This window comes from Mesorhizobium sp. M7A.F.Ca.ET.027.02.1.1 (genome assembly GCF_004022985.1).
GTDB lineage: Bacteria > Pseudomonadota > Alphaproteobacteria > Rhizobiales > Rhizobiaceae > Mesorhizobium.
This window is the reverse complement of record NZ_RZOL01000077.1, coordinates 1-19,641: the sequence shown is the minus strand read 5'-3', so window position 1 is coordinate 19,641 and position 19,641 is coordinate 1. Positions and strand designations below refer to the sequence as shown.

The window sequence follows — 19,641 nt, the reverse complement described above, 5'->3', positions numbered from 1 at the left end:
ACCTCGCGCAGGCCAAGCACCAGCGTGGTGCCCCGGGTCTTGAGGTAGGACAGCGTGTCCTCAATCTCACCGCGTAGGCCGAGCGGTTCCTTGTCGACGATGAAGATATCCGGCCGGAAGGTCTCGGCTGTGTGGCGGATGATCGACTGACGCATCCTTAGCGTCTCATGCAGATCGATGTCCTTTTCCAACGAGGTGTATTCGCCGTTGCGCAACTTGATGACGCTGGGGATCTTCACGAAGTCGACACGGGCGCGGTAGTCGAAGGCGCCGGCGATAGTCGCACCCGAAATGATAAGCACCTGAAGCCCACGGAAATCCTCGACTAGCGAATGCGCAATAGTCCGGCAGCGCTGCAAGTGGCCGAGCCCGAACGTGTCGTGGCTGTACATGAGAATTCGAGCGTTTTCTGCGTGCTGGGTCATTCTTGAACGTCTCTTAAAATTCTCGCCTTGAGACCGTGAGCGCCCCCCGGCTTCGAAACCATCCCGGGTGTGAAACACATGGCCGCAATTTCAATTTATATCGCTTCTATGGAATGCCGTTCAGATATGCTTTCTGATCGCCAGTCCGGAACTAGGTGGGTTGGCGAATATCGCCGCGAGGAGTGAGCAGAGACTTCCTGTTGTATTGTGGGATGGATCGAGGAGGAAAACGATGTCAAAAAAATAGGCAGAAGTCATCCCTCTTGATTCCAATCCGGATTGCTAAAAACGATTTCCCCTATCTTGCCCATACAGCCAATTGCTTGATCGGTATACGAAAGGACAAGGTCGCTGGGCGTCGCACGGCGCATTGTTGTAGAGCTCATTCGTGCGCCATTGCACTCGCCTTGGACCAAAGGTGCCGCCCATTATTCTCTTGAAGGGCGGTCTGATTGTGATTCACCGACCAGAAATTGAGCCATCTGTCGCCAAGCTAGCCGGAATTTTAGCAATAATCGAGTGGATGCCAGCGGTCGCGCCACACCGCCCGCAGCAGGGTGTGTGCGACACCGGTTGCTTGTCGATCATTATGACCCATGCCAATGCCTTATTGGAGCGGTGACGGTACCTTTTTTAAACGGCTTGGGCAGGGCCGTCGAACGTCTTGAGGTACAAAAATCGCCCAATTGGTCCCGATAGTTGGTGAACCCTGGAAAAATTCTTTGCGGCGATTTCCCTTTAGAACCAAAGCGTAATTTTTTGACGGCTCTGGTCGGTCTCTTATGGGGCTATGGAAACATCCTAGTGTAATTTCAATTAGTTATAGGCTGTTTGAACAATCGAGTGGGAGTAGGGGTTAGCGTAGTCGGGAGTGCTCCGGCGTAGTTTCTCGCAAAAAACGATTCGCTTTAAGTCTTTGTTTTCGTGCATGTCGTTGTCCCAAACCGGAACTTTTGGGCGACATGCATTAGCCTACCGTCAGCGCATGCCCGCATTTGCGAGATTGGCCGCCGGTGTGTCTTGAGATCGCCTCATCGGCTGACCGCAATCAGAATTCTAGGCGATGCCGCCCAAAAGTTCCTCCGCCCTGGAAACAGCGGCCGCCTGATGTGGCTGCAAGGGTTGGCCGGCATAGCTTTCGAAGACCGGCAGGAACGGGTCGTCGATATGCGTCCTGATGCCGGACAACTGCTCCATCACCGCCAGGCCACAGTAGGGAACGTAGGAGGCGGAATAGCCGCCTTCGTGCGACATCATCAGGCGCCCGCCGCAGAGGTCGTCCGCCGCCTGCATCAGCATCCGCGTCATGTCGCGGTAGCTGCCGCTATGCAGCATCATGCGCCCCAGCGGATCGGCCGCCGAGGCGTCGAAGCCCGACGGCACGACGATAAGATCAGGCTTGTAGCGATTGAGCGCCGGCAGCACGACGCGTTCGAAGACGGACATGTAAACGCCGTGGCCGCAGCCGGCTGGCAGCGGTACATTGATGTTGTAGCCTTCGCCCTTGCCCTCGCCGCGTTCGTTGTGAAGACCGCTGTCATGTGGATAAAGCCCGTCCTGATGGATCGAGATGGTCAGTACCGACGGGTCCGAATAGAAGGCGGACTGGGTGCCGTTGCCGTGATGAACATCCCAGTCGACGCAGGCGACCCGCTCGAAGCCATGTTTGGCCCGGTTCTTCAGGATAGCGACCGGAACGTTGCCGAACAGGCAAAAGCCCATGCCTTGCCCGCGCTCGGCATGATGGCCGGGCGGTCGTACCAGCGCATAGCCATTGTCGACATCGCCGCTCAACACCGCATCCATCACCGCTGCCGTGCCGCCGGCGGCCAGACAGGCGATCTCGTAGCTGCCATGGCCAAAGGGGGTGAGATAGCTCGCATCGCCGCCGCGCCCATCACTGAGCAGCTTGATACGGCTGATGTAGTCGCGGTCGTGGAACAGGGCGAGGTCATCCTCGCTCACCGCGACGGAGGCGATCTTGGACAGTTTCTCGGTCAGGCCCGAAACCTCCATCAGATTGCGGAATCGGCGTTTCGTGTCGGCATTCTCCGCATGCTCGCCCGGCTCGATGGTCAGGCTCGGCTGAAAGAACTGCGCGGCATTGCCGGTCTCGTGCCAGAGATAGAGTTCGTGGAAATTCCAGCCTGTCGTCATGTTTTGTCTCCTAGCCCGCCAGGATCATTGACGCGGCGCGTTCGGCGATCATGATCGTCGGCGCGTTCGTGTTGCCCGACACCATTTTCGGAAAGACCGAGGCGTCGGCGATGCAAAGCCCGTCCAGCCCATGAACCTTCATCGACGTCGGATCGACGACGGCCATCGCATCTGAACCCATGCGGCAGGTGCTGGTCGGGTGATAGAGCGTCGTGCAGTGGCCGCGTATATAGTCGGCGATCTCGGCGTCGCTCTCGCATTCGGCGCTCGGCGTGATTTCGCCGGCGAGCATTTCGGCAAGCGGCGACTGCGCCGCGATGCGCCGGCTGATGCGGATGCCTTCGACCAGCGTGGCGATGTCCGAGCCATCCTCGTCGCTGATGAAGTAACGTGGGTCGATCGCCGGATATTCGATCGGATTGGCCGAGCGCAGGCGAATCTCGCCGCGGCTGTCTGGCCGCTGCAGCGTGGTGTGCAGCGTGATGCCGGGTCTGGACGAAAGGAACCGAACATAGTCTCGATGCGGGCTGATGGCGCCGTAAAGCTGCAGGTCCGGCTCGATATCGGGCCGGCTCTTGACGAAGCCGCCCGCCGCCACCCAGGGTGAGGAACGCGGGCCGCTGCGCGATGTCTGCCATTCGGCGAAGTCGCGCTGCAGCGTCTCGTCGGTCCAGGCGCCGACGCCGATCTTGTCCTTGGTATAGAAGGTGATCGGAATGTTGATGTGGTCCTGCAGATCCTTGCCCACGCCAGGCAGGTCGTGCACGGGAGCAACGCCGACCTGGGCGAGTTCGTCGGCCGGCCCGATGCCCGAAAGCAGCATCAGCTGGCAACTGCCAATCGAGCCCGAGGACAGCACCACCTCGCTGTCGGCGAAAGCGGTCTCAGGTTCGCCATTGACGAGATAGCGGATGCCCTTGACCCGGCCCTTCTCGACGACCAGGCCCGTCGCCAGCACACCGGTTTTCACGGTCAGGTTGGGTCGTTCCCGCGCCGGGCGCAGATAGGCTTTGCCGGTGCCCCAGCGTTCGCCATTCTTGATGGTGAACTGGAACAGGCCGACGCCTTCCTGCTCGACGCCGTTGAAATCGCGGTTCTGCTTGTAGCCTGCGGCCTTGCAGGCCTCGATCCAGGCAAGCTCGTTGGGATCGACATGTCCGACATTGCCGATATGCAGCGGCCCGTCGGCGCCGTGCAGCGGGTCGTTGCCGAGTTCGGCATTGCTTTCACTGGCCTTGAACACCGGCAGCACGTCAGCCCACGCCCAGCCGGGGCAGCCCATCGCCGCCCAGCCATCATAGTCGGACGGCAGGCCGCGAATATAGATCATGGCGTTCAGCGCGCCGGAGCCGCCGATCATCTTGCCGCGCGGCCAGAACACCCGCCTGCCGCGGCAGCCGGCCTGCGGCTCGGTGTAGTAGCCCCAATCGACTTCCGTGTTGAACATGGTCGGCCAGTCCGACGGCACGTCCGAGGCGAGCGGCGCCTCGCGCCCGGCCTCCAGCAGCAGCACCTTGCGGGCAGGATCGGCGCTGAGCCGGTTTGCCAGCACGCAGCCGGCCGAGCCGGCGCCCACTATGATCGTATCGAACATCGTCAGTCTCTCACTTTCCGGCCGGGGTCGGGCTTTGCACAATGCTGCTTGCTGCTGGCTTGCTGTCGGGGCTGGCGCGACGGCGCCCGAGCCAGTCGATGAGATCGCCAAAACGGCCGACCAGCCCCTTGGGCATCAGCACCACCGACAGGGCGATGATCAGGCCGAGCCCGAGCGTGCGGAACTCGCCGCTCTCTCGCATCAACTCGTCAGCCAGCACCAGCACCACCGTCCCGACCAGCGGTCCCCAGAACGTGCCGACGCCGCCGACCACGACGATGGCGATGATGAACATAAGTTGCGACATCGACAGCACACCGGGGCCGATCGCCTGGAAATGCGCGGCATAGAAACCGCCGGCCAGCCCGGTGAAAAAGGCGGAGATGCCGAACACCAGAAGCTGCGCCTGGAAGCGGTTGACGCCGCGGGCCACCGCATAGCCCGGATTGTCCTTCAGCGCCCGGAAAGCAAGGCCGATCGGGCTTTTGACGATCGCGTAGGTGAAGACCATGGTGAGCGCGAACAGCACCGCGATGATGGCGTAATTGCCGACCAGCCACTGCGCTCGGAGCAAGGCCCTGGTGCCGAGGTCGCCGAAGCGGGCAAAGCCGACGGCGCCGCCGGTGAACTGGCGGCAGACGGAGCCGACCATGACGAAACATTCGGTGTCGGTGACGATCAGCAGATACATCGTCTGGGCGATCGCCAGCGTCAGCAGCGCCACATAGACGCCGGTCAGGCGAAGGCAGGCGAGGCCGACGACCAGCGAGAACAGCACGGCGCCCAGCGCGCCAGGCACAAGTGCTGCCCAGACGTTCCAGCCGAAATAGAAGCAGAGCATCGCCGTCGCATAGCCGCCGAAGGCAAAGATCGCCATTTGCGCCAGCGAGAAGATGCCCGAGAAGCCGAACAGGAGGTTCCACTGCGAGGCGATCGTCGCATAGAACAGCGCCAGCACGATCTGGCCAAGGATGTAGCGGCTGTCGACCAGGAACGGCAGCGCGATCGCCGCCGCGATCAGCATCAGGCTGATGGCAAGATCAGTCCTGGCCGAGCGGGACATGGAGAAACGGGGCAGGGGACGTGTCTCTGTCATGATGACCCTCACATGCGCCGGATTTCGGCGTGGCCGAAAAGGCCGGACGGCCGCCAGATCAGCATGGCAATGACGACGAACAGCAGCGATGGAAAGCCCCACCTGGCGCCCAAGGCGTACTGGACGAAGGATTCGAGCAACGCCAGCCCAAGTGCTGCTGCGATGGCGCCCGGCAGATTGCCGAGACCGGCGACCACGCACATGATGAAGGCCTTCAGCATCGGGTCGTTGCCGAGTGGCGGCGACAATTGCGTCATCGACGAGACCATGACGCCGCAGATGCCGGCGAGCGCGCCCGACAGCATCAGCACCTGCAGGTAGACGCGGTTGACGGCGACGCCCATGAGTTGCGCCGCGTCGCGGTTCTGCGCCGTCGCCCGGATCGCACGACCCATCCGCGTCCGGCCGAGCGCCGCCGAGACGACCACCATCATCACGACCACCACAGCGATGATCAGAAGGTTCTGCCAGGGCAGCGTCAGCGGCCCCAGGCGCAGGGCACTGGCGATCGAGACCGGCTGCTTCAGCGGCTGCCCGCCATAGGTCAGGAGGATGGCATTCTCGAGGGCGATGCCGATGCCGACCGTGGCGATCATGACGTTGGCTTCGAATGTCGATTTGTCGTTCTGCAGGAGATTGCGAACGATCGCGAAATAGAGGATGGCGCCGGCCAAAGCACCGGCGACGATAGCACCGGCGAAACCGACCGCGACCGGCAGGCCGAGCGAGGTGATCACCGTGAAGGCGACGTAGCCGCCAAGCGTCAGCATCGCCGCATGGGCCATGTTGAGCATGCCCATCGAACCCCAGACCAGCGATAGCCCGACCGTCGCCAGCGCATAGAGCGCGCCCGAGGTGAAGCCGGCGACGAGAATGGCCATGAGAACGTCGGTCATGGCGTCAGCCTCCGAGATAGGTTGCGAGGAGTTCGTCGCGCGCCATCAGTTCGGCGGGCTTGCCTGACCAGACGATGGCGCCATCGTCGAGCAGATGCAGGCGGTCGGCGAGGTCCTCGACCCGGGCCGGGTTCTCCTCCACCAGCAGGATCGTGCGCCCAGCCTTGCTCAGTTGCGAAATGACGTCGTAGACCTGATCGATGATCAGTGGCGCGAGGCCAAGCGACGGCTCGTCGATCAAAAGGATGCGCCCTCCCATCATCAGGCCGCGGCCTATGCCGACCATGCGCCGTTCGCCGCCCGACAGGCTCGAGGCGATTTGGTTGCGACGGTCGGCAAGCTTCGGCAGAAGCGCGTAGACCTCGTCCAGCCGACGCGCGATCTCGGCCTTGTCCGGCGCGAGATAGCCGCCCATCAAAAGGTTTTCGAGCACGCTCATCTGCGCGAACAGCATATCGCCCTGCGGCACGTGGGCGACGCCCAGCATCGCCGTCTCATGCGGCTTGCCGGACAGGCGCCGGCCGTCGATGCTGATCTGACCGCCGCGCAGCGGCACCAGGCCGGAAATGGTCTTGAGCAATGTCGACTTGCCATGGCCGTTCGGGCCGACGACGGTGACGAATTCACCGGCATGAACGGTCAGCGAAATGCCCTTGAGCACGTCGAGTCCGTCATAGCCGCAGACGATGCCGTCGAGTTGCAGGACAGGTGGTTTTGCGGCTGCGCCCGTCATGGCGTTCCCCCCACCGCCGGATTCGTCGCGGCAGCTTGCTCATCGAAGAATTTCTTCAACCGTTTCTGCGTGCCCTGGCCGAGATAGGTTTCGACAACGGTCTGGTCCTCGGCGACCTTGTCCGGCCGGCCTTCGAATATCACCTTGCCATGGTGCATGATGATCACGCGGCTGGAGAGCGCCAGGAGAAAGCGCATGACGTGCTCGATCAGGACGATGGTCAGTCCCTGGTCGCGCAGTTTCAGCACCATCGCCATGATCTGGTCGATCTCGGCGACGTTGAGCCCGCCCACCGGCTCGTCGAGGAAGAGCATTTTCGGCCGGGTGGCGATGGCGCCGGCAATCATCAGCAGCTTGCGGTCGAGCACCGGCAGCCGCGCCACGGTCTCGTCGGCCTTGGCCGCAAGCCCGACGAAGTCCAGCGCTTCGATCGTTGCCTGCCGGACATCCTCGCCGAGGCGGAAGCCGGCCAGCCTTCGCCGCTGCCGGCCGAAATAGGCGGCGATCTCGATGTTTTCGCGAACGGTCAAGCTGTCGAAGGCGGCATTGAGCTGGAAGGTGCGGGCGATGCCGAGTTGGCAGATGCGGTCGGCCGGAAGCGCCGAAATGTCGGTGTCGCCGAAATGCACCCGGCCGCCACTGGCCGGCGTGATCCCGGTCACCACGTCGAAGAAAGTTGTCTTGCCGGCGCCGTTTGGCCCACCAATGCCAACGATCTCGCCCGCATTGACCACCATCGACACGCCGTCGACGGCGGCCAGCGAGCCGAACCGTTTGGCCACACTGTCACAAACCAGCATCGGACCGGCGGCCTCAGTCATATTTCTCACCCAATGGAGCCGGTCGGGCAAACGGCCCGGCCGGTGTCGTTGGTTTCATTTCCGCGTCCGGTCACTTGATCCATGGCGGCAGGATGAAGCTGTCCGTGGCATAGAGCACCGGCGCGATCAGCTTCGGATCGGTTTTGTAATCCTGATGCTGCAGGAACTGGTGCGGCATGCCAAGCGACGGATCGGCTACCTGCGTCGGATAGCAGAAGGCCGATTGGCCGGCCGGATCGGCCCGGTAGGTGCCGTTGACCCCGCGATAGACCAGGCGCTTCATCGCATTGGCCACCTTGGTGGTCTGCGCCTTGTCCATCGGTTCGCCTGGACCACCGGCGATTGCCGCGGCAAGCGCCCACATCCACAGGCCGTCATAGGTCTGCGATCCCGTGATGTAGGCCGAGTTCGGACCGAATTTGGCCCGGTAGCTCTCGCGGAACGGCTTGGAGAAATCGTCCGGCAGGCAGCCGATCACCGTCGAATAGACGACGCCGTTGACCGCCTCGCCGCCGATCTCGCGGAAAGCCGGCAGCGATGGTCCGTACTGCATGTAGATCAGGCTGTTGATCGGCTCTGCGAGGAACTGGACCATGAACTGCGCCAGGTCCTGCGGCAGGAAGTGCGTGACCAGGATCGCCGCCGGCGGGTCCTGGCGAAGTTTCGCCAGCGTCGGTCCCCATTGGTTGGTCGGGAACGGAACGGTCTCGAACAGACTAACCTCGAAGCCGTATTCGGCGGCCTTGTCGCGGATCGCGTTGGCGATGACGATCGAATATTCGTTGGCAGACGGGATGATGGCGATCTTCTTGTTGGGCGCCTTCCATTTGCCGTCCGCGGCAAGCGTCTTGAGGAAGTTCAGGCAGCCCGGTCCATACCAGAACTCCGGCGGATCGCCCTGGAAGGAGCTGTAATAGCGGGCAGGGTCGGTCTTGAACTTCTCATTGTGCGAAATCAGCGTGTTGTAGTGCATCATGATGACGTCGTTGTCGGCGGCGACGTCCATCTCGATCATGTTGGTGCCGAGATTGTAGCCATTGATGATGACCGGCGCCTCGAAGCGGTCGATCAGGCGCTGCATCGACTGGCTGACGAGGTCGGCGCCCATTTCCTTGGTGTCTTCGATGTGGATCTCGACAGGCCGGCCGAGAATGCCGCCCGCCGCATTGATCTCCTCGGCGGCAAGTTCGAGACCGTTCTTGAACTCGATGCCGTCGGCGGCGGCGATGCCGGACATCGGCAGGGCCGAGCCGACCGGAATGGGCTTGGTGTCCTGGGCGATCGCCGCAGTGTTCATATCGGCAAGAAGCGCGGCACCGGCCGCACCCGCGCCGACCACGCCCTGCAGCATTGCACGTCTGTTCATCATGGCAAAGTTCCCCTTTTTGGCGTTGGTTAGAGTCTTTTCTTCATGCGAAATCTTTCACACCAGATCTTTCTGGCGAAACGCGTGGGTCATGGGCACGAAAGCGGCTTCCAGGTCGGCTGCCGCCGAAAGCACGCGGGCATCGTCGCCGCGCGCGCCGATGATCTGGAAGCCGACGGGCAGGCCCACCTCGGTCATGCCGCAAGGGACGACGCAGGCGGGTTGCTGGCTGAGATTGATCGGGTAGCTGAACGCCGCCCATTCGATCCATCGCGAGAGGCCGCTGCCCAGAGGCACTTCAAGGCCAACGTCGAAGGCTGGAATCGACGTCCCCGGCGAAACGATGAAATCATAGTCGTCCAGCAGCCGGTCCATGGCGGCGCCGAATTCGGCGCGCTCCAACTGTGCGGCGACGAGCGTATGGACGTCGAACGCCGCCCCAGCCTGCGCGACCTCCAGGAAGCCCGGATCGATGCCCGCCCGTTCGCTCGGCGGAACCAGCGCCAGCCGCGCCGCGGCGCCGGTGAACCAGTGATGCTGGAACAGGTCGAGGAGATCGCCACCGGGAAGATCAATCGGCTCGACCGTCGCGCCGAAGGCGTCGAAACACGTCAAGGCGTGGGAGACGACGGCGGCGATCCCGGAATCCAGCGCTCCTGAAGGCGGCTTCGACCAGTAGCCGATCCGAGCGCCCCGCAAAACTTCTTCGATCCGGCCAAGCGGCGCCAGCGTTCCCACGCCTTGCTGCCAGTCGCTGATATCACGGCCGGACATGGCGCCGGCCATGACGGAAAGATCGAGTGCTGTCCGTGCCATCGGTCCGATATGGGCGACGGTTCCGAACGCGCTGGACGGATAGGCGGGCACGCGGCCGAAGGTCGGCTTCAATCCGGCGATGCCGGTGAACGAGGCCGGAATGCGGATCGAGCCGCCGCCATCGGTACCGAGATGGAAGACGCCGGCGCCGGTGGCGGCGGCCACCGCCGCTCCGCCGGAGGAACCGCCGGGGGTCTTTTGCGCATTCCAGGGATTGCGCGTGATGCCGCAGAGGCCGCTGTCGGTAATCGCCTTCCAGCCGAATTCGGGCGTCGTCGTCTGTCCGATGAAGACGGCGCCGGCTCTGCGCAGCAGGGCAACGGCGGGGGCATCCTTGTCATAGGCGGCGGAAGTCGTCGTCCTGCTGCCGTAACGCACGCTCCAGCCCTCGACCCAGACGATGTCCTTCAGCGTCGTCGGTATGCCGTCGGCTGCCGACAGCGGCTCGCCTGCCCGCCATCGTTTCTCGGAAGCACCTGCGGCCTCGATCGCACCCTTGCGGTCGATCATGGTGAAGGCGTTGAAAAGCGGATTGATCGCTTCGGCGCGATCCAGCGCCGCCAGCGTCACCTCGACGGGCGACAGCGATCCAGCGCGGTAGGCGGCGCTAAGCTCCGCAGCAGCCAGGCGGCACAGATCATCGGCGTCGGCAATGGGAGACAGCCCATTCGGCATGCAGTTCGAACCCCTCACTTCATGGCCGCTCTTCCGGCAGCCTTGTCAGCCCGGGCAATCTGGCGGGTTTTTTCATCACCATAAAATGTATTGTTGTGGGGAATATTCGCTATTTAATGTAACAAAGAGCCATGAATCTGACTATTCGGCAGTTGCGCTATGTCTGCGAAGTCGCCCGCCTTGGCAGCGTGCTGGCGGCCTCCAGATCGCTCTACATCTCGCAATCCTCCATCCTCGCGGCGATCACTCTGGCCGAGGCCGGGATGGGGGCGCGCATTTTCGACAGGCGGCCGGCGCGCGGCGTCTCCATCACGCCGGCCGGCCAACGCTTCGTCGCCGCCGCCCGCATCATGCTGGCGGCGGAGACGGAGTTCAACCGGTCGATCGGAGACCTCAACGGGCGCGTGCCGAAGGTCCTGCGCATCGGCTGCTTCGAGCCGTTCGGCGCGCTGTTCATGCCGGAGATGCTGCGCAGCTACCTCGACAGCGTCGGCGATGTCGAGATCGACCTTGTCGAGGCCGACCAGGTCCAGTTGCAGGAACGGCTTGTCGCTGGCCAGATCGATCTGGCCATTCTCTACGACATCGGTCCAATCGGTATCGACAGCGTCACCCGCATCTGCAAGGTACCGGCGCATGCCGTGCTCAATGCAGACGATCCCCTTGCCGCGCGCGACGGCATCTGGCTGGCGGAACTGGCGGCACGGCCGCTGGTGCTGCTCGACCTGCCGCACACGGCGACCTATCTCCTGACCCTGTTCGACGTGCTGGCGAAACGACCGGAGGTGCGCTTTCGCACGCGCTCTTACGAAACGGTGCGCTCGGCCGTGGCATCCGGCTTCGGCATGGCCGTCCTCAACATGCGGCCGATCGGTCGCGCCACCGCTGATGGCGAGGAGATCGTTCGAAGACCAATCCTCGATGAACTGCCGCCACCCACGCTGATCGTCGCCGACATGTACGGTTCGGCAAAGCCACTCTTCGTGCGTGTCTTCATCGACATGTTCCATCGCTTTTTCAGCGCGGTGGGCCCTTCGGGCTTTTCGGTGACGACGCCGGAGCGCGAACCTTTTCTACTGGTCGCCAGGGACGATGGCTGAGCCGCCCCCCTGGCGTTGCGGACATTTACAGGACCGGCATTGCAACCGCGCCGGAGGCGCGGGTTCCTGATCGAGATGTTCGAGATCGGCGGGCGGCTCGGCGACAACTCTTCGGTGCGCGCCCACGTTTCACCAACACCAATGCTCGGTCGCCTGCTCGCAGGTTGGAACGGAGGGTACTTTTCGAGACGGCTTGGGCACGCCGTCGAACGCCGCAAAGTGCAAGAAATCGCCCGATTGGTCCCGATAGTTGGTGAAACCTTAAAATCGATGGCTGCCTGCTGAGACGTACAAAGGATCGCCGGAATCGAAGCCTACCGGCGCGACAAATGACGAAACCGGCGCATAGATTGCATGAGCACTGGCCATTGCCGCTAAACTGAAATTTCGGCGCAACCACTCGGTTGCGGGCGCGTTTGTGAGCAAGGGCATCGATCGGAGGGATAGATTCGTCAACAGTTCCAAGCACAAGCGCCCGGATTACGAAACTCGCTGCGGTGCGCTGGCTCGCGCTGTGGTTATGCTTGGGAACCTGTTCCAGCTGCTCGGGAGCCCAGTCGGCGCTTGATCCGGCCGGAGAGGAAGCGCGCCAGATCGCTTACCTTTTCTGGCTCATGGCCATTGCTGGCGGTTTTATCTGGCTGACGGTCATCGGTCTTCTGGTCCACGCGACACGTCATGAGCGCACTCCCATAGACGAGCGTATTGCAAGCCGGCTGATTTTCTGGGGCGGGGCAGCCATTCCTTCGCTACTCCTCTTTCTCTTGCTAGGCTATGCGCTTTGGTTGATGCCTGGACTGAGACCTTTCGCACGAGCCGGCGAAGCCAATGGTCTCAGGATCGAAGTGACTGGTGAGCAATTCTGGTGGCGGGTCGCCTACCACCCGGCTGACGGCGGAGTTCCTATTCTTTCCGCCAACGAGATCAGGCTGCCGGTTGGCGAGCGCGTCGAGTTCTTGCTGAAAAGCACCGACGTCATCCATTCCTTCTGGATTCCCGCGCTCGGTGGCAAGATGGACATGATCCCGGGTCGCGTGAATCGGCTCTCGTTGCTGGCGACCAAACCTGGCACCTACCGCGGCCCTTGCGCGGAATATTGCGGGACCTCGCACGCGCTGATGACCTTCACGGCCGTCGCCATGCAGCCCGCTGCCTTCCGGGAATGGCTGGCTGTGCGGGCGAACCCTTCGCCCGGCGCATCCTTGCCCGGACGCGACATATTCCTTCGCAACGGCTGCGGCGCGTGCCACCGCGTTGCGGGCACACAAGCTGAGGGTGGTGTCGGCCCGGATCTCTCGCATATGAGTTCGCGGGGAACGATTGGTGCCGGCGTTTTGCCCACCGACGATGAGGCCGTTCGTAGCTTCATCGCCCATCCGCATTTGATCAAGCCGGGTTCGAAGATGCCCGACTTCAACATGCTGCCCCAACAGGACATCGCCGAAATCGCCTCCTGGCTGAAGGGGCTCGAATGACAACCCTCAAAGCCCGCATCAAGCGAAACGCCTTGCCCTCCGCAGAGAAGATCGAGGAAGAACAGCTGCGCCTCGTCTGGAAGACGCCGATCGGCTGGCGTTACTGGACTTCGGTCAACAATACGCAGGTTGGCCTCTGGTACGGGGGTGCGGCCTTTGCCTTCATGCTGTTTGGCGGCGTTCTGGCGCTTCTTGTGCGTACGCAACTCGCGGTTCCGGGAAACAATTTCCTCTCTGCCGACTTCTATAACCAGGCCTTTACGCTGCATGGCACCGTGATGATGTTCCTGTTTGCCGTGCCTATCTTCGAGGCCGTCGCGATCTTTCTGCTGCCGCCAATGCTCGGTGCGCGTGAACTGCCATTTCCCCGTCTCGGCGCCTTCGGCTTCTGGAGCTTTCTGATCGGCGGTGTCTTCGTTTGCGGTTCGATCTTCTTCGACGCCGCTCCCTCTTCAGGCTGGTTCATGTATCCGCCTCTTGCCACTGACAAGGCATATTCCGGCATTGGTGCCGACATCTGGCTGCTGGGCCTCTCCTTTATCGAAGTCGCCTCCATTGCTGCGGCGGTCGAACTGATCGTCGGCATCATGAAGTGCCGTGCGCCGGGCATGCGCATCAACCTAATGCCACTGTTCGCCTGGTACCTGCTGATCGTCGCGGGCATGATCCTCTTCGCTTTTCCGCCGCTGATCGCCGGCGACATCCTGTTTGAGATGCAACGCATGTTCGACTGGCCGTTCTTCGACCCGACGCGGGGCGGCGACCCACTGCTGTGGCAACACCTGTTCTGGATCTTCGGGCACCCCGAGGTCTACATCATCTTCTTGCCCGCCATCGCGCTGATGGCGATGATCGTGCCAACCTTTTCGCAACGTCCGATCGTCGGCTACTCCTGGATCGTGCTTGCCGCTGTCGGCACCGGCTTCCTATCGTTCGGCCTCTGGGTCCACCACATGTTCGCTACCGGCCTGCCGCAGATCTCGCTGGCATTCTTCTCGGCCGCCTCGGAAGCGGTCGCGATTCCAACCGGCGTGCAGATCTTCGTCTTCATCGCCACCATGCTGGCCGGACGTGTCATCTTCTCGGTGCCGATGCTGTTCGGCGCCGGCGGGCTCGCTATCTTCGTCATCGGCGGGCTGACCGGCGTGATGGTCGCGCTCGTGCCGTTCGACTGGCAGGCGCACGATACCTATTTTATCGTCGCACATCTGCATTACGTGCTGATCGGTGGAATGCTGTTCCCGCTGGTCGCCGGCGTTTACTATTATTACCCGCTGATCAATGCGCGGATGCTCTCGCCCCGTCTCGGGCGCACCGCCTTCTGGCTGATGTTTGCCGGCTTCAACGTCGCGTTCTTTCCGATGCATCTCAGCGGCCTGCGCGGGATGCCGCGCCGCGTCTTCACCTACCCCGAGGGGATCGGTTGGGACTGGCTGAATCTCATCTCCACGATCGGCGCCTATGTTTTCGCGGCAGGGGTGCTGGTGGTTGTCTTCGATGTTGTACGGCCGAAGCATCGCGAACCCCGCAGCGAGCAGAATCCGTGGAAGGCGGGCACGCTCGAATGGCTGAACGAGCCCGAGGAGAACTGGGGCGTTCGATCCATTCCGATCATCGAGAGCCGGTATCCGCTTTGGGACCAGGCGGATCTGATGCAAAAGGTCAATGAGGGCGCCTATTATCTTCGCAGTGCCAAGGAGAATCGCCGCGAGACGCTCATCACCTCGGTGCTCGACGCCCATCCGCTACAGTGCCAGCGCGTGGCGACATCAACCACGATCACAATAATCTCGGCCGCATTGCTCGGCGGGGTCTTCGTCGCGCTCACCTTCGAACTCTGGATCCTCGCCCTATTGTCGGGCATCGGCACGCTCTCTGCCGTTCTGTGGTGGCTCTGGACCGGCACCGGCGAAACCCCGGAAAAGAAGACCAAGGATGTCGGCCTTGGATTGCGCTTGCCGCTCTATGCCTCCGGTCCGGATTCTGTTGGCTGGTGGGCGATGTTCATTACAATGGTTGGCGACGGAACTGCCTTCGCCAGCCTCATCTTCGGCTATTTTTTCTACTGGACCATCCATCCCGACTTCACTCTGGGGCAGCCGGGTCCCGGTATGCGGTGGCCGATGATCGCGCTGTCTCTCTTCGTCGCCGCATGGGTCGCGATGCTTGGTGCGCGCCGACTGAACGCAAGCGGGTGGATCGACGGCGCACGCGTTGCGCTTGTTGCTGCGTTTCTGCTGACGCTTGCTGCCTCTGCAGCCGGTTTTGCCGGACCCTGGCAGCATGACATGCAGCCGACCGCGCATGTCTATCCGGCGATCGTCTGGATTCTCGTCATCTGGGCGCTTGCTCATGCCGCGGTCGGATCCGTCATGCAGCTCTATTGCCTTGCGCGCAGCCTCGCCGGTCGCCTGACGCGGGAGCACGACATGGAACTGCACAACGTCGCGCTCTACTGGCATTTTATGGCGATCACCGCTGTCATCACCTTCGCCGTCATCGGTCTTTTCCCGGAAGCGATGTGAGACGGTGATGCGCATCATTCCCAAAGAGGTCGAAACGCTCTGGACGCTCTTCACCGCGCCCGTGATCTGGGCCGGACATTTCCTCGCCTGTTACGCACTGGCCGCAATCTGGTGTGCCAAGCGCGGTGACCTCGGTTTCGCTGTCGTCCAGGCTGGCATAGTGGCTATGACGCTGGCGGCACTCGCGATGATCGTCTTGTCCGGCTGGCTCGCCTGGAGGCAGTGGGGCTTCGGCACGAACGACCCGCCGCACGACGATCCCACAGCGACGGACCGCAACCTCTTCCAGGGGTTTGCCACGCTACTGCTTTGCGGCCTGAGCTTCGTCGCCGTGCTCTACGTGGGGCTGCCGCTGCTCTTCATCGACGGATGCTCCTCATGAGGACGGCAAGCCTGTTGCTGGGCTTCGTCACCCTCGCGCTGGTCTGGGCGGGACCGCTGCTCGATGCGTGGCGTGGCTCGTTCGCGGCTCACATGCTTGCCCACATGGGCGTCGTCGCGATTGCGGCGCCGCTGATAGCAATCGGTATTGCCAGAACGATACGCTCCGTGGCCACCGCCGCTCCCCTTATCGCCTCTCTCGTCGAACTGATTGTCGTCTGGGGCTGGCATGCGCCGGCTGCGCGCCAGTGGGCCGAGACATCGACCATCGCCACCATGATCGAGCAGGTGTCCTTCCTTGGCGCCGGGCTGTTCCTGTGGCTGACGTGCATGGCGCCGCGCAATGCCGATGCGCCGGCTAGGGACGCTGCCGGCGCCTTCGCGTTGCTCCTGACCTCCATCCACATGACGTTGCTTGGCGCGCTGCTCTCGCTCGCCTCGCGACCGCTCTATGGCCTCGGCGAAGTGACGTGCTTCGGCCTCGTGCTCGGGGCGGGGCAGGACCAGGCGCTCGGCGGCATCATCATGTTGATGATCGGCGCTGCCGTTTACCTCGCCGGAGGCGTCTTCCTGCTTGCCAGGCTCCTGAGCGGCAAAACCGAGAGGCTGGCCGGCTGATGCACGTCAACTGGAAACACTTGGCGATAGGCTTGGCGATCTTGCCGGCCGCGGTGCTTTTCGCGACCTGGATCGGCTTCTTCAACGTTGGTGCCTCGACCGGCCACTGGAAGGTGACCGAATGGTTCCTGCACTTCGCGATGCGCTCGGCCGTGCGGACATACGCACTCACGGTCAAGGTGCCGGACGAGCTGCCGCGCTACGCTATTCAGCCGGCTGCCGGCCATTTCGCGCGCGGCTGCGCCATCTGCCACGGTGCGCCCGGCGAACCGCGGTCGCCCGCCGTCCTTGCGATGCTGCCGCAGCCGCCGGACCTTGCCGGCAAGGTCGGCGAATGGACGGACGCCGAACTCTTCCGCATCGTCCAGCACGGCGTGCGCTTCACCGGCATGCCGGCCTGGCCGACGCAGCAGCGCGACGATGAAGTCTGGGCGATGGTCGCCTTCCTGCGCGAACTGCCGATGATGGACGAGGCGCGGTGGCGCGACCTTGCTGATGGCAGTAGCGAACCGTCGACTGGCCAAACACAAGGCCTCGAACGCGCACTCGCCGACTGTACCCGCTGCCACGGCACGGACGGGCTCGGCCGGAGCCCCGCAACGCCCGTCTTGGCCTCTCAGCGCGAAACCTATCTTCTTGAGAGTTTGAGAGCCTACGCTACCGGCCACCGCCAGAGCGGTGTCATGGGAATTTCTGTCACCGCTGTCGACCCTGCACTCCTCGCCGATCTCGCGCGGCATTTTTCCGCGCTGCCTGCGCCTGCAACGTCGACGCAACCGGACCGTGCCCGGATCGCGCGTGCCGATGAGATCGCGCGACGCGGCATCCCGGAGCGCGACGTTCCGGCATGCCTGGGTTGCCACGGTCGTCCGGACCGCAACCCCATCTATCCGGAACTGTCCGGACAGCCCGCCAAATACATTGCGACCCAGCTCGAGCTTTTCCGCGAGGAAAAGCGCGGCGGCACGCGCTTCGCCCATCTGATGCGCAACGCTGCTAAAAACCTCTCGGACGAAGATATTGCCGCATTGGCCGCCTATTTCGCGCAAATGTCGCGTGCCGCCGCAACCGGAACGCCCTGATGGCGTTACGTCACTGTCCCAATCTTCGGGAATATCCAATGCGAAAAATTCTGGGCGTCTTACTCGTCATCGTCGCCTTCGTCATAATCGCGGGGGCGGGCTTGTTCTTCTTCTCGCGCGAACAGGCCACCGTTCCGATCGAGCAGACCTACGGTCCAAACCCGACGCTTGCCGAACCCAATCCGACCTGGATACCCACGGTCCACGTTGCCGAGGCGACCCCTTGGCCCCAAGGCAAGATGCCGGTCGCCGCCAAAGGCTTCGCCGTCAACGAATTCGCTGGCGGCCTCGACCATCCGCGCTGGCTGCACGTGCTGCCCAATGGCGACGTGCTGGTCGCCGAAAGCAATGCGCCACCAAAACCTGACAAAGGTTTTTCCATACGTGGCTGGTTCATGAAACTGTTCCAGAGCCGGGCTGGCGCCGAGGTGCGGAGCGCCAACCGTATCTCGTTGTTACGCGACGAGAACGGCGATGGCGTGGCTGAGACCAGGACAGTCCTCCTCAGCAGCCTCTTCTCGCCCTTCGGCATGACGCTGCTCGACGGCAAGCTCTATGTCGCCAATGCCGACGCGGTCGTCGCTTTCCCCTATCGCGATGGCGACGCCGAGATCACTGCTCCGTCCGAGAAGATCGTCGACCTTCCGGCCGGCCGCAATCACCATTGGACCAAGGACGTCATTGCCAGTCCGGACGGAACGAAGCTCTATGCCACCGTGGGCTCCAACTCCAATGTCGGCGAAAACGGCATGGAGGAGGAAGAAGGCCGCGCCGCCGTGCACGAAATCGACCTCGCGACGCGGCAGACGCGGCTCTTTGCGTCGGGTCTGCGCAACCCGAACGGCCTCTCCTGGAACCCTGAAAGCGGGGAACTCTGGGCGGTCGTCAACGAGCGGGACGAGATCGGCAGCGACCTCGTTCCCGACTACATGACATCGGTCAGGGATGGCGCCTTCTACGGCTGGCCCTACAGCTATTTCGGCCAACACATCGATGTCAGGGCGGAGCCACCGCGTCCGGACCTCGTCGGCAAGGCGATCGTGCCCGACTACGCACTCGGGGCGCACACCGGGTCGCTTGGGCTCACCTTCAACACCGCCGACCTGTTCGGGTTGCACATGAAGAATGGCGCCTTTGTCGGCCAGCATGGTTCATGGAATCGCATGCCGCGAAGCGGCTACAAGGTGATCTTCGTGCCGTTTGCCGACGGCAAGCCGTCGGGGCCGCCGCAGGACGTGCTTACCGGATTTCTGAGCAACGATGACAAGGCATTCGGCCGTCCGGTTGGCGTTGCCATCGACCGAACTGGCGCATTGCTGATCGCGGATGATGTGGGCAACAAGATTTGGCGGGTTATCCCGGCGGCCGACTAGGCCGGCGCATCGCTTCGGCGCGTGGAAGGGTTGGGCTCATGCCAAAACGACCGAGGAGCCGAGCGGATCGGCGCCATTTTTGGCGGAACAGGGTTTCTCGGCCGCGGGCTCGCGCAAAGTTGCCTGGCGAAGAAGTTTCGGGTGCGCGCTGTGTCCCGCCATCCTCATCGCGCGAAACCAAACACGGCGACGACCGTGCCCAAGGTGCAGGAGCCGGTCGAGGCCGATGCATGGTTCCAATTTGGCTTGCGGTTTGCGCGCCCAAGGCTGGTTTGATCAACTGCACACCAGGACCGTGACGATAACTGAAACCATCGCGAGCTCCGGCCCTTGGGCCAACGGCCACATAAGTTTATTCGTTTTTGACCAATACGCGCCGGCGGATTCCTGTAATCTTCAGAAAAACACCGGGCTAACCGGGGCCAACCAGAAAGGTCGGGGAATGAAATACGTCGTCGATACGATCGGCGGTCCCACAGGCGGTGGTGCCCGGCAAACCGGTGGTTAC

The 19,641-nt window shown here is 62.7% G+C and carries 16 protein-coding genes and 1 pseudogene; 8 read left to right on the top strand and 9 right to left on the bottom strand.

What is annotated here, in order from left to right; genetic code table 11:
• From EN749_RS11745 to EN749_RS11705, 9 genes and pseudogenes are all read right to left on the bottom strand, one after another.
• A pseudogene (locus EN749_RS11745) lies at positions 1 to 425 on the bottom strand (hypothetical protein); the annotation flags it as partial.
• A 1,056-nt stretch (positions 426 to 1,481) separates the two neighbouring features.
• On the bottom strand, positions 1,482 to 2,582 hold the full coding sequence (locus tag EN749_RS11740) for a class II histone deacetylase (RefSeq protein WP_128363194.1): 1,101 nt from the start codon (positions 2,580 to 2,582) through the stop codon (positions 1,482 to 1,484).
• Positions 2,583 to 2,592: 10 nt separating this feature from the next.
• Complete coding sequence (locus EN749_RS11735) at positions 2,593 to 4,176, bottom strand: GMC family oxidoreductase N-terminal domain-containing protein (RefSeq protein ID WP_128363193.1); 1,584 nt, start codon at positions 4,174 to 4,176, stop codon at positions 2,593 to 2,595.
• A 10-nt stretch (positions 4,177 to 4,186) separates the two neighbouring features.
• Complete coding sequence (locus tag EN749_RS11730; protein WP_127396192.1) at positions 4,187 to 5,272, bottom strand: branched-chain amino acid ABC transporter permease; 1,086 nt, start codon at positions 5,270 to 5,272, stop codon at positions 4,187 to 4,189.
• Positions 5,273 to 5,280: 8 nt separating this feature from the next.
• A complete protein-coding gene (locus EN749_RS11725) occupies positions 5,281 to 6,168 on the bottom strand; it encodes a branched-chain amino acid ABC transporter permease (RefSeq protein ID WP_128363192.1) in 888 nt (295 codons plus the stop codon).
• A 4-nt stretch (positions 6,169 to 6,172) separates the two neighbouring features.
• Positions 6,173 to 6,901, bottom strand: a complete 729-nt coding sequence (locus EN749_RS11720) for an ABC transporter ATP-binding protein (RefSeq protein ID WP_127326892.1) — start codon at positions 6,899 to 6,901, stop codon at positions 6,173 to 6,175.
• Complete coding sequence (locus EN749_RS11715; RefSeq protein WP_128363191.1) at positions 6,898 to 7,722, bottom strand: ABC transporter ATP-binding protein; 825 nt, start codon at positions 7,720 to 7,722, stop codon at positions 6,898 to 6,900. The genes EN749_RS11720 and EN749_RS11715 overlap by 4 nt, the downstream gene beginning before the upstream one ends.
• 70 nt (positions 7,723 to 7,792) lie before the next feature.
• Positions 7,793 to 9,091 (bottom strand): ABC transporter substrate-binding protein, encoded by a 1,299-nt coding sequence (locus EN749_RS11710; RefSeq protein ID WP_128287408.1) that lies wholly within the window; start codon positions 9,089 to 9,091, stop codon positions 7,793 to 7,795.
• A gap of 54 nt (positions 9,092 to 9,145) precedes the next feature.
• The gene (locus EN749_RS11705; protein WP_128363190.1) at positions 9,146 to 10,579 is read right to left on the bottom strand and encodes an amidase; all 1,434 of its coding nucleotides are present in this window, start codon (positions 10,577 to 10,579) and stop codon (positions 9,146 to 9,148) included.
• Positions 10,580 to 10,710: 131 nt separating this feature from the next.
• Here EN749_RS11705 and EN749_RS11700 point away from each other — a divergent pair, with 131 nt between their 5' ends.
• The 8 genes from EN749_RS11700 to EN749_RS38205 all read left to right on the top strand — a co-directional run.
• On the top strand, positions 10,711 to 11,679 hold the full coding sequence (locus EN749_RS11700) for a LysR family transcriptional regulator (RefSeq protein ID WP_127811219.1): 969 nt from the start codon (positions 10,711 to 10,713) through the stop codon (positions 11,677 to 11,679).
• A gap of 497 nt (positions 11,680 to 12,176) precedes the next feature.
• Positions 12,177 to 13,154, top strand: coding sequence for a cytochrome c oxidase subunit II (gene coxB / locus EN749_RS11695; RefSeq protein WP_281061879.1), 978 nt, complete (start codon positions 12,177 to 12,179; stop codon positions 13,152 to 13,154).
• The gene (gene ctaD, locus EN749_RS11690; protein ID WP_127326898.1) at positions 13,151 to 15,679 is read left to right on the top strand and encodes a cytochrome c oxidase subunit I; all 2,529 of its coding nucleotides are present in this window, start codon (positions 13,151 to 13,153) and stop codon (positions 15,677 to 15,679) included. Before coxB ends, ctaD begins: the two co-directional genes overlap by 4 nt.
• A 7-nt stretch (positions 15,680 to 15,686) precedes the next feature.
• Complete coding sequence (locus tag EN749_RS11685) at positions 15,687 to 16,061, top strand: hypothetical protein (RefSeq protein WP_127397622.1); 375 nt, start codon at positions 15,687 to 15,689, stop codon at positions 16,059 to 16,061.
• A complete protein-coding gene (locus tag EN749_RS11680) occupies positions 16,058 to 16,678 on the top strand; it encodes a cytochrome c oxidase assembly protein (protein WP_236383168.1) in 621 nt (206 codons plus the stop codon). The genes EN749_RS11685 and EN749_RS11680 overlap by 4 nt, the downstream gene beginning before the upstream one ends.
• Before the next feature lie 32 nt (positions 16,679 to 16,710).
• Positions 16,711 to 17,760 (top strand): c-type cytochrome, encoded by a 1,050-nt coding sequence (locus tag EN749_RS11675; RefSeq protein ID WP_245491355.1) that lies wholly within the window; start codon positions 16,711 to 16,713, stop codon positions 17,758 to 17,760.
• A gap of 38 nt (positions 17,761 to 17,798) precedes the next feature.
• The gene (locus EN749_RS11670; RefSeq protein ID WP_128363188.1) at positions 17,799 to 19,133 is read left to right on the top strand and encodes a sorbosone dehydrogenase family protein; all 1,335 of its coding nucleotides are present in this window, start codon (positions 17,799 to 17,801) and stop codon (positions 19,131 to 19,133) included.
• Between the two features lie 226 nt (positions 19,134 to 19,359).
• Positions 19,360 to 19,641, top strand: a 282-nt coding sequence (locus tag EN749_RS38205) for a hypothetical protein (RefSeq protein ID WP_210214716.1), incomplete at its 3' end; no start/stop codon positions are given.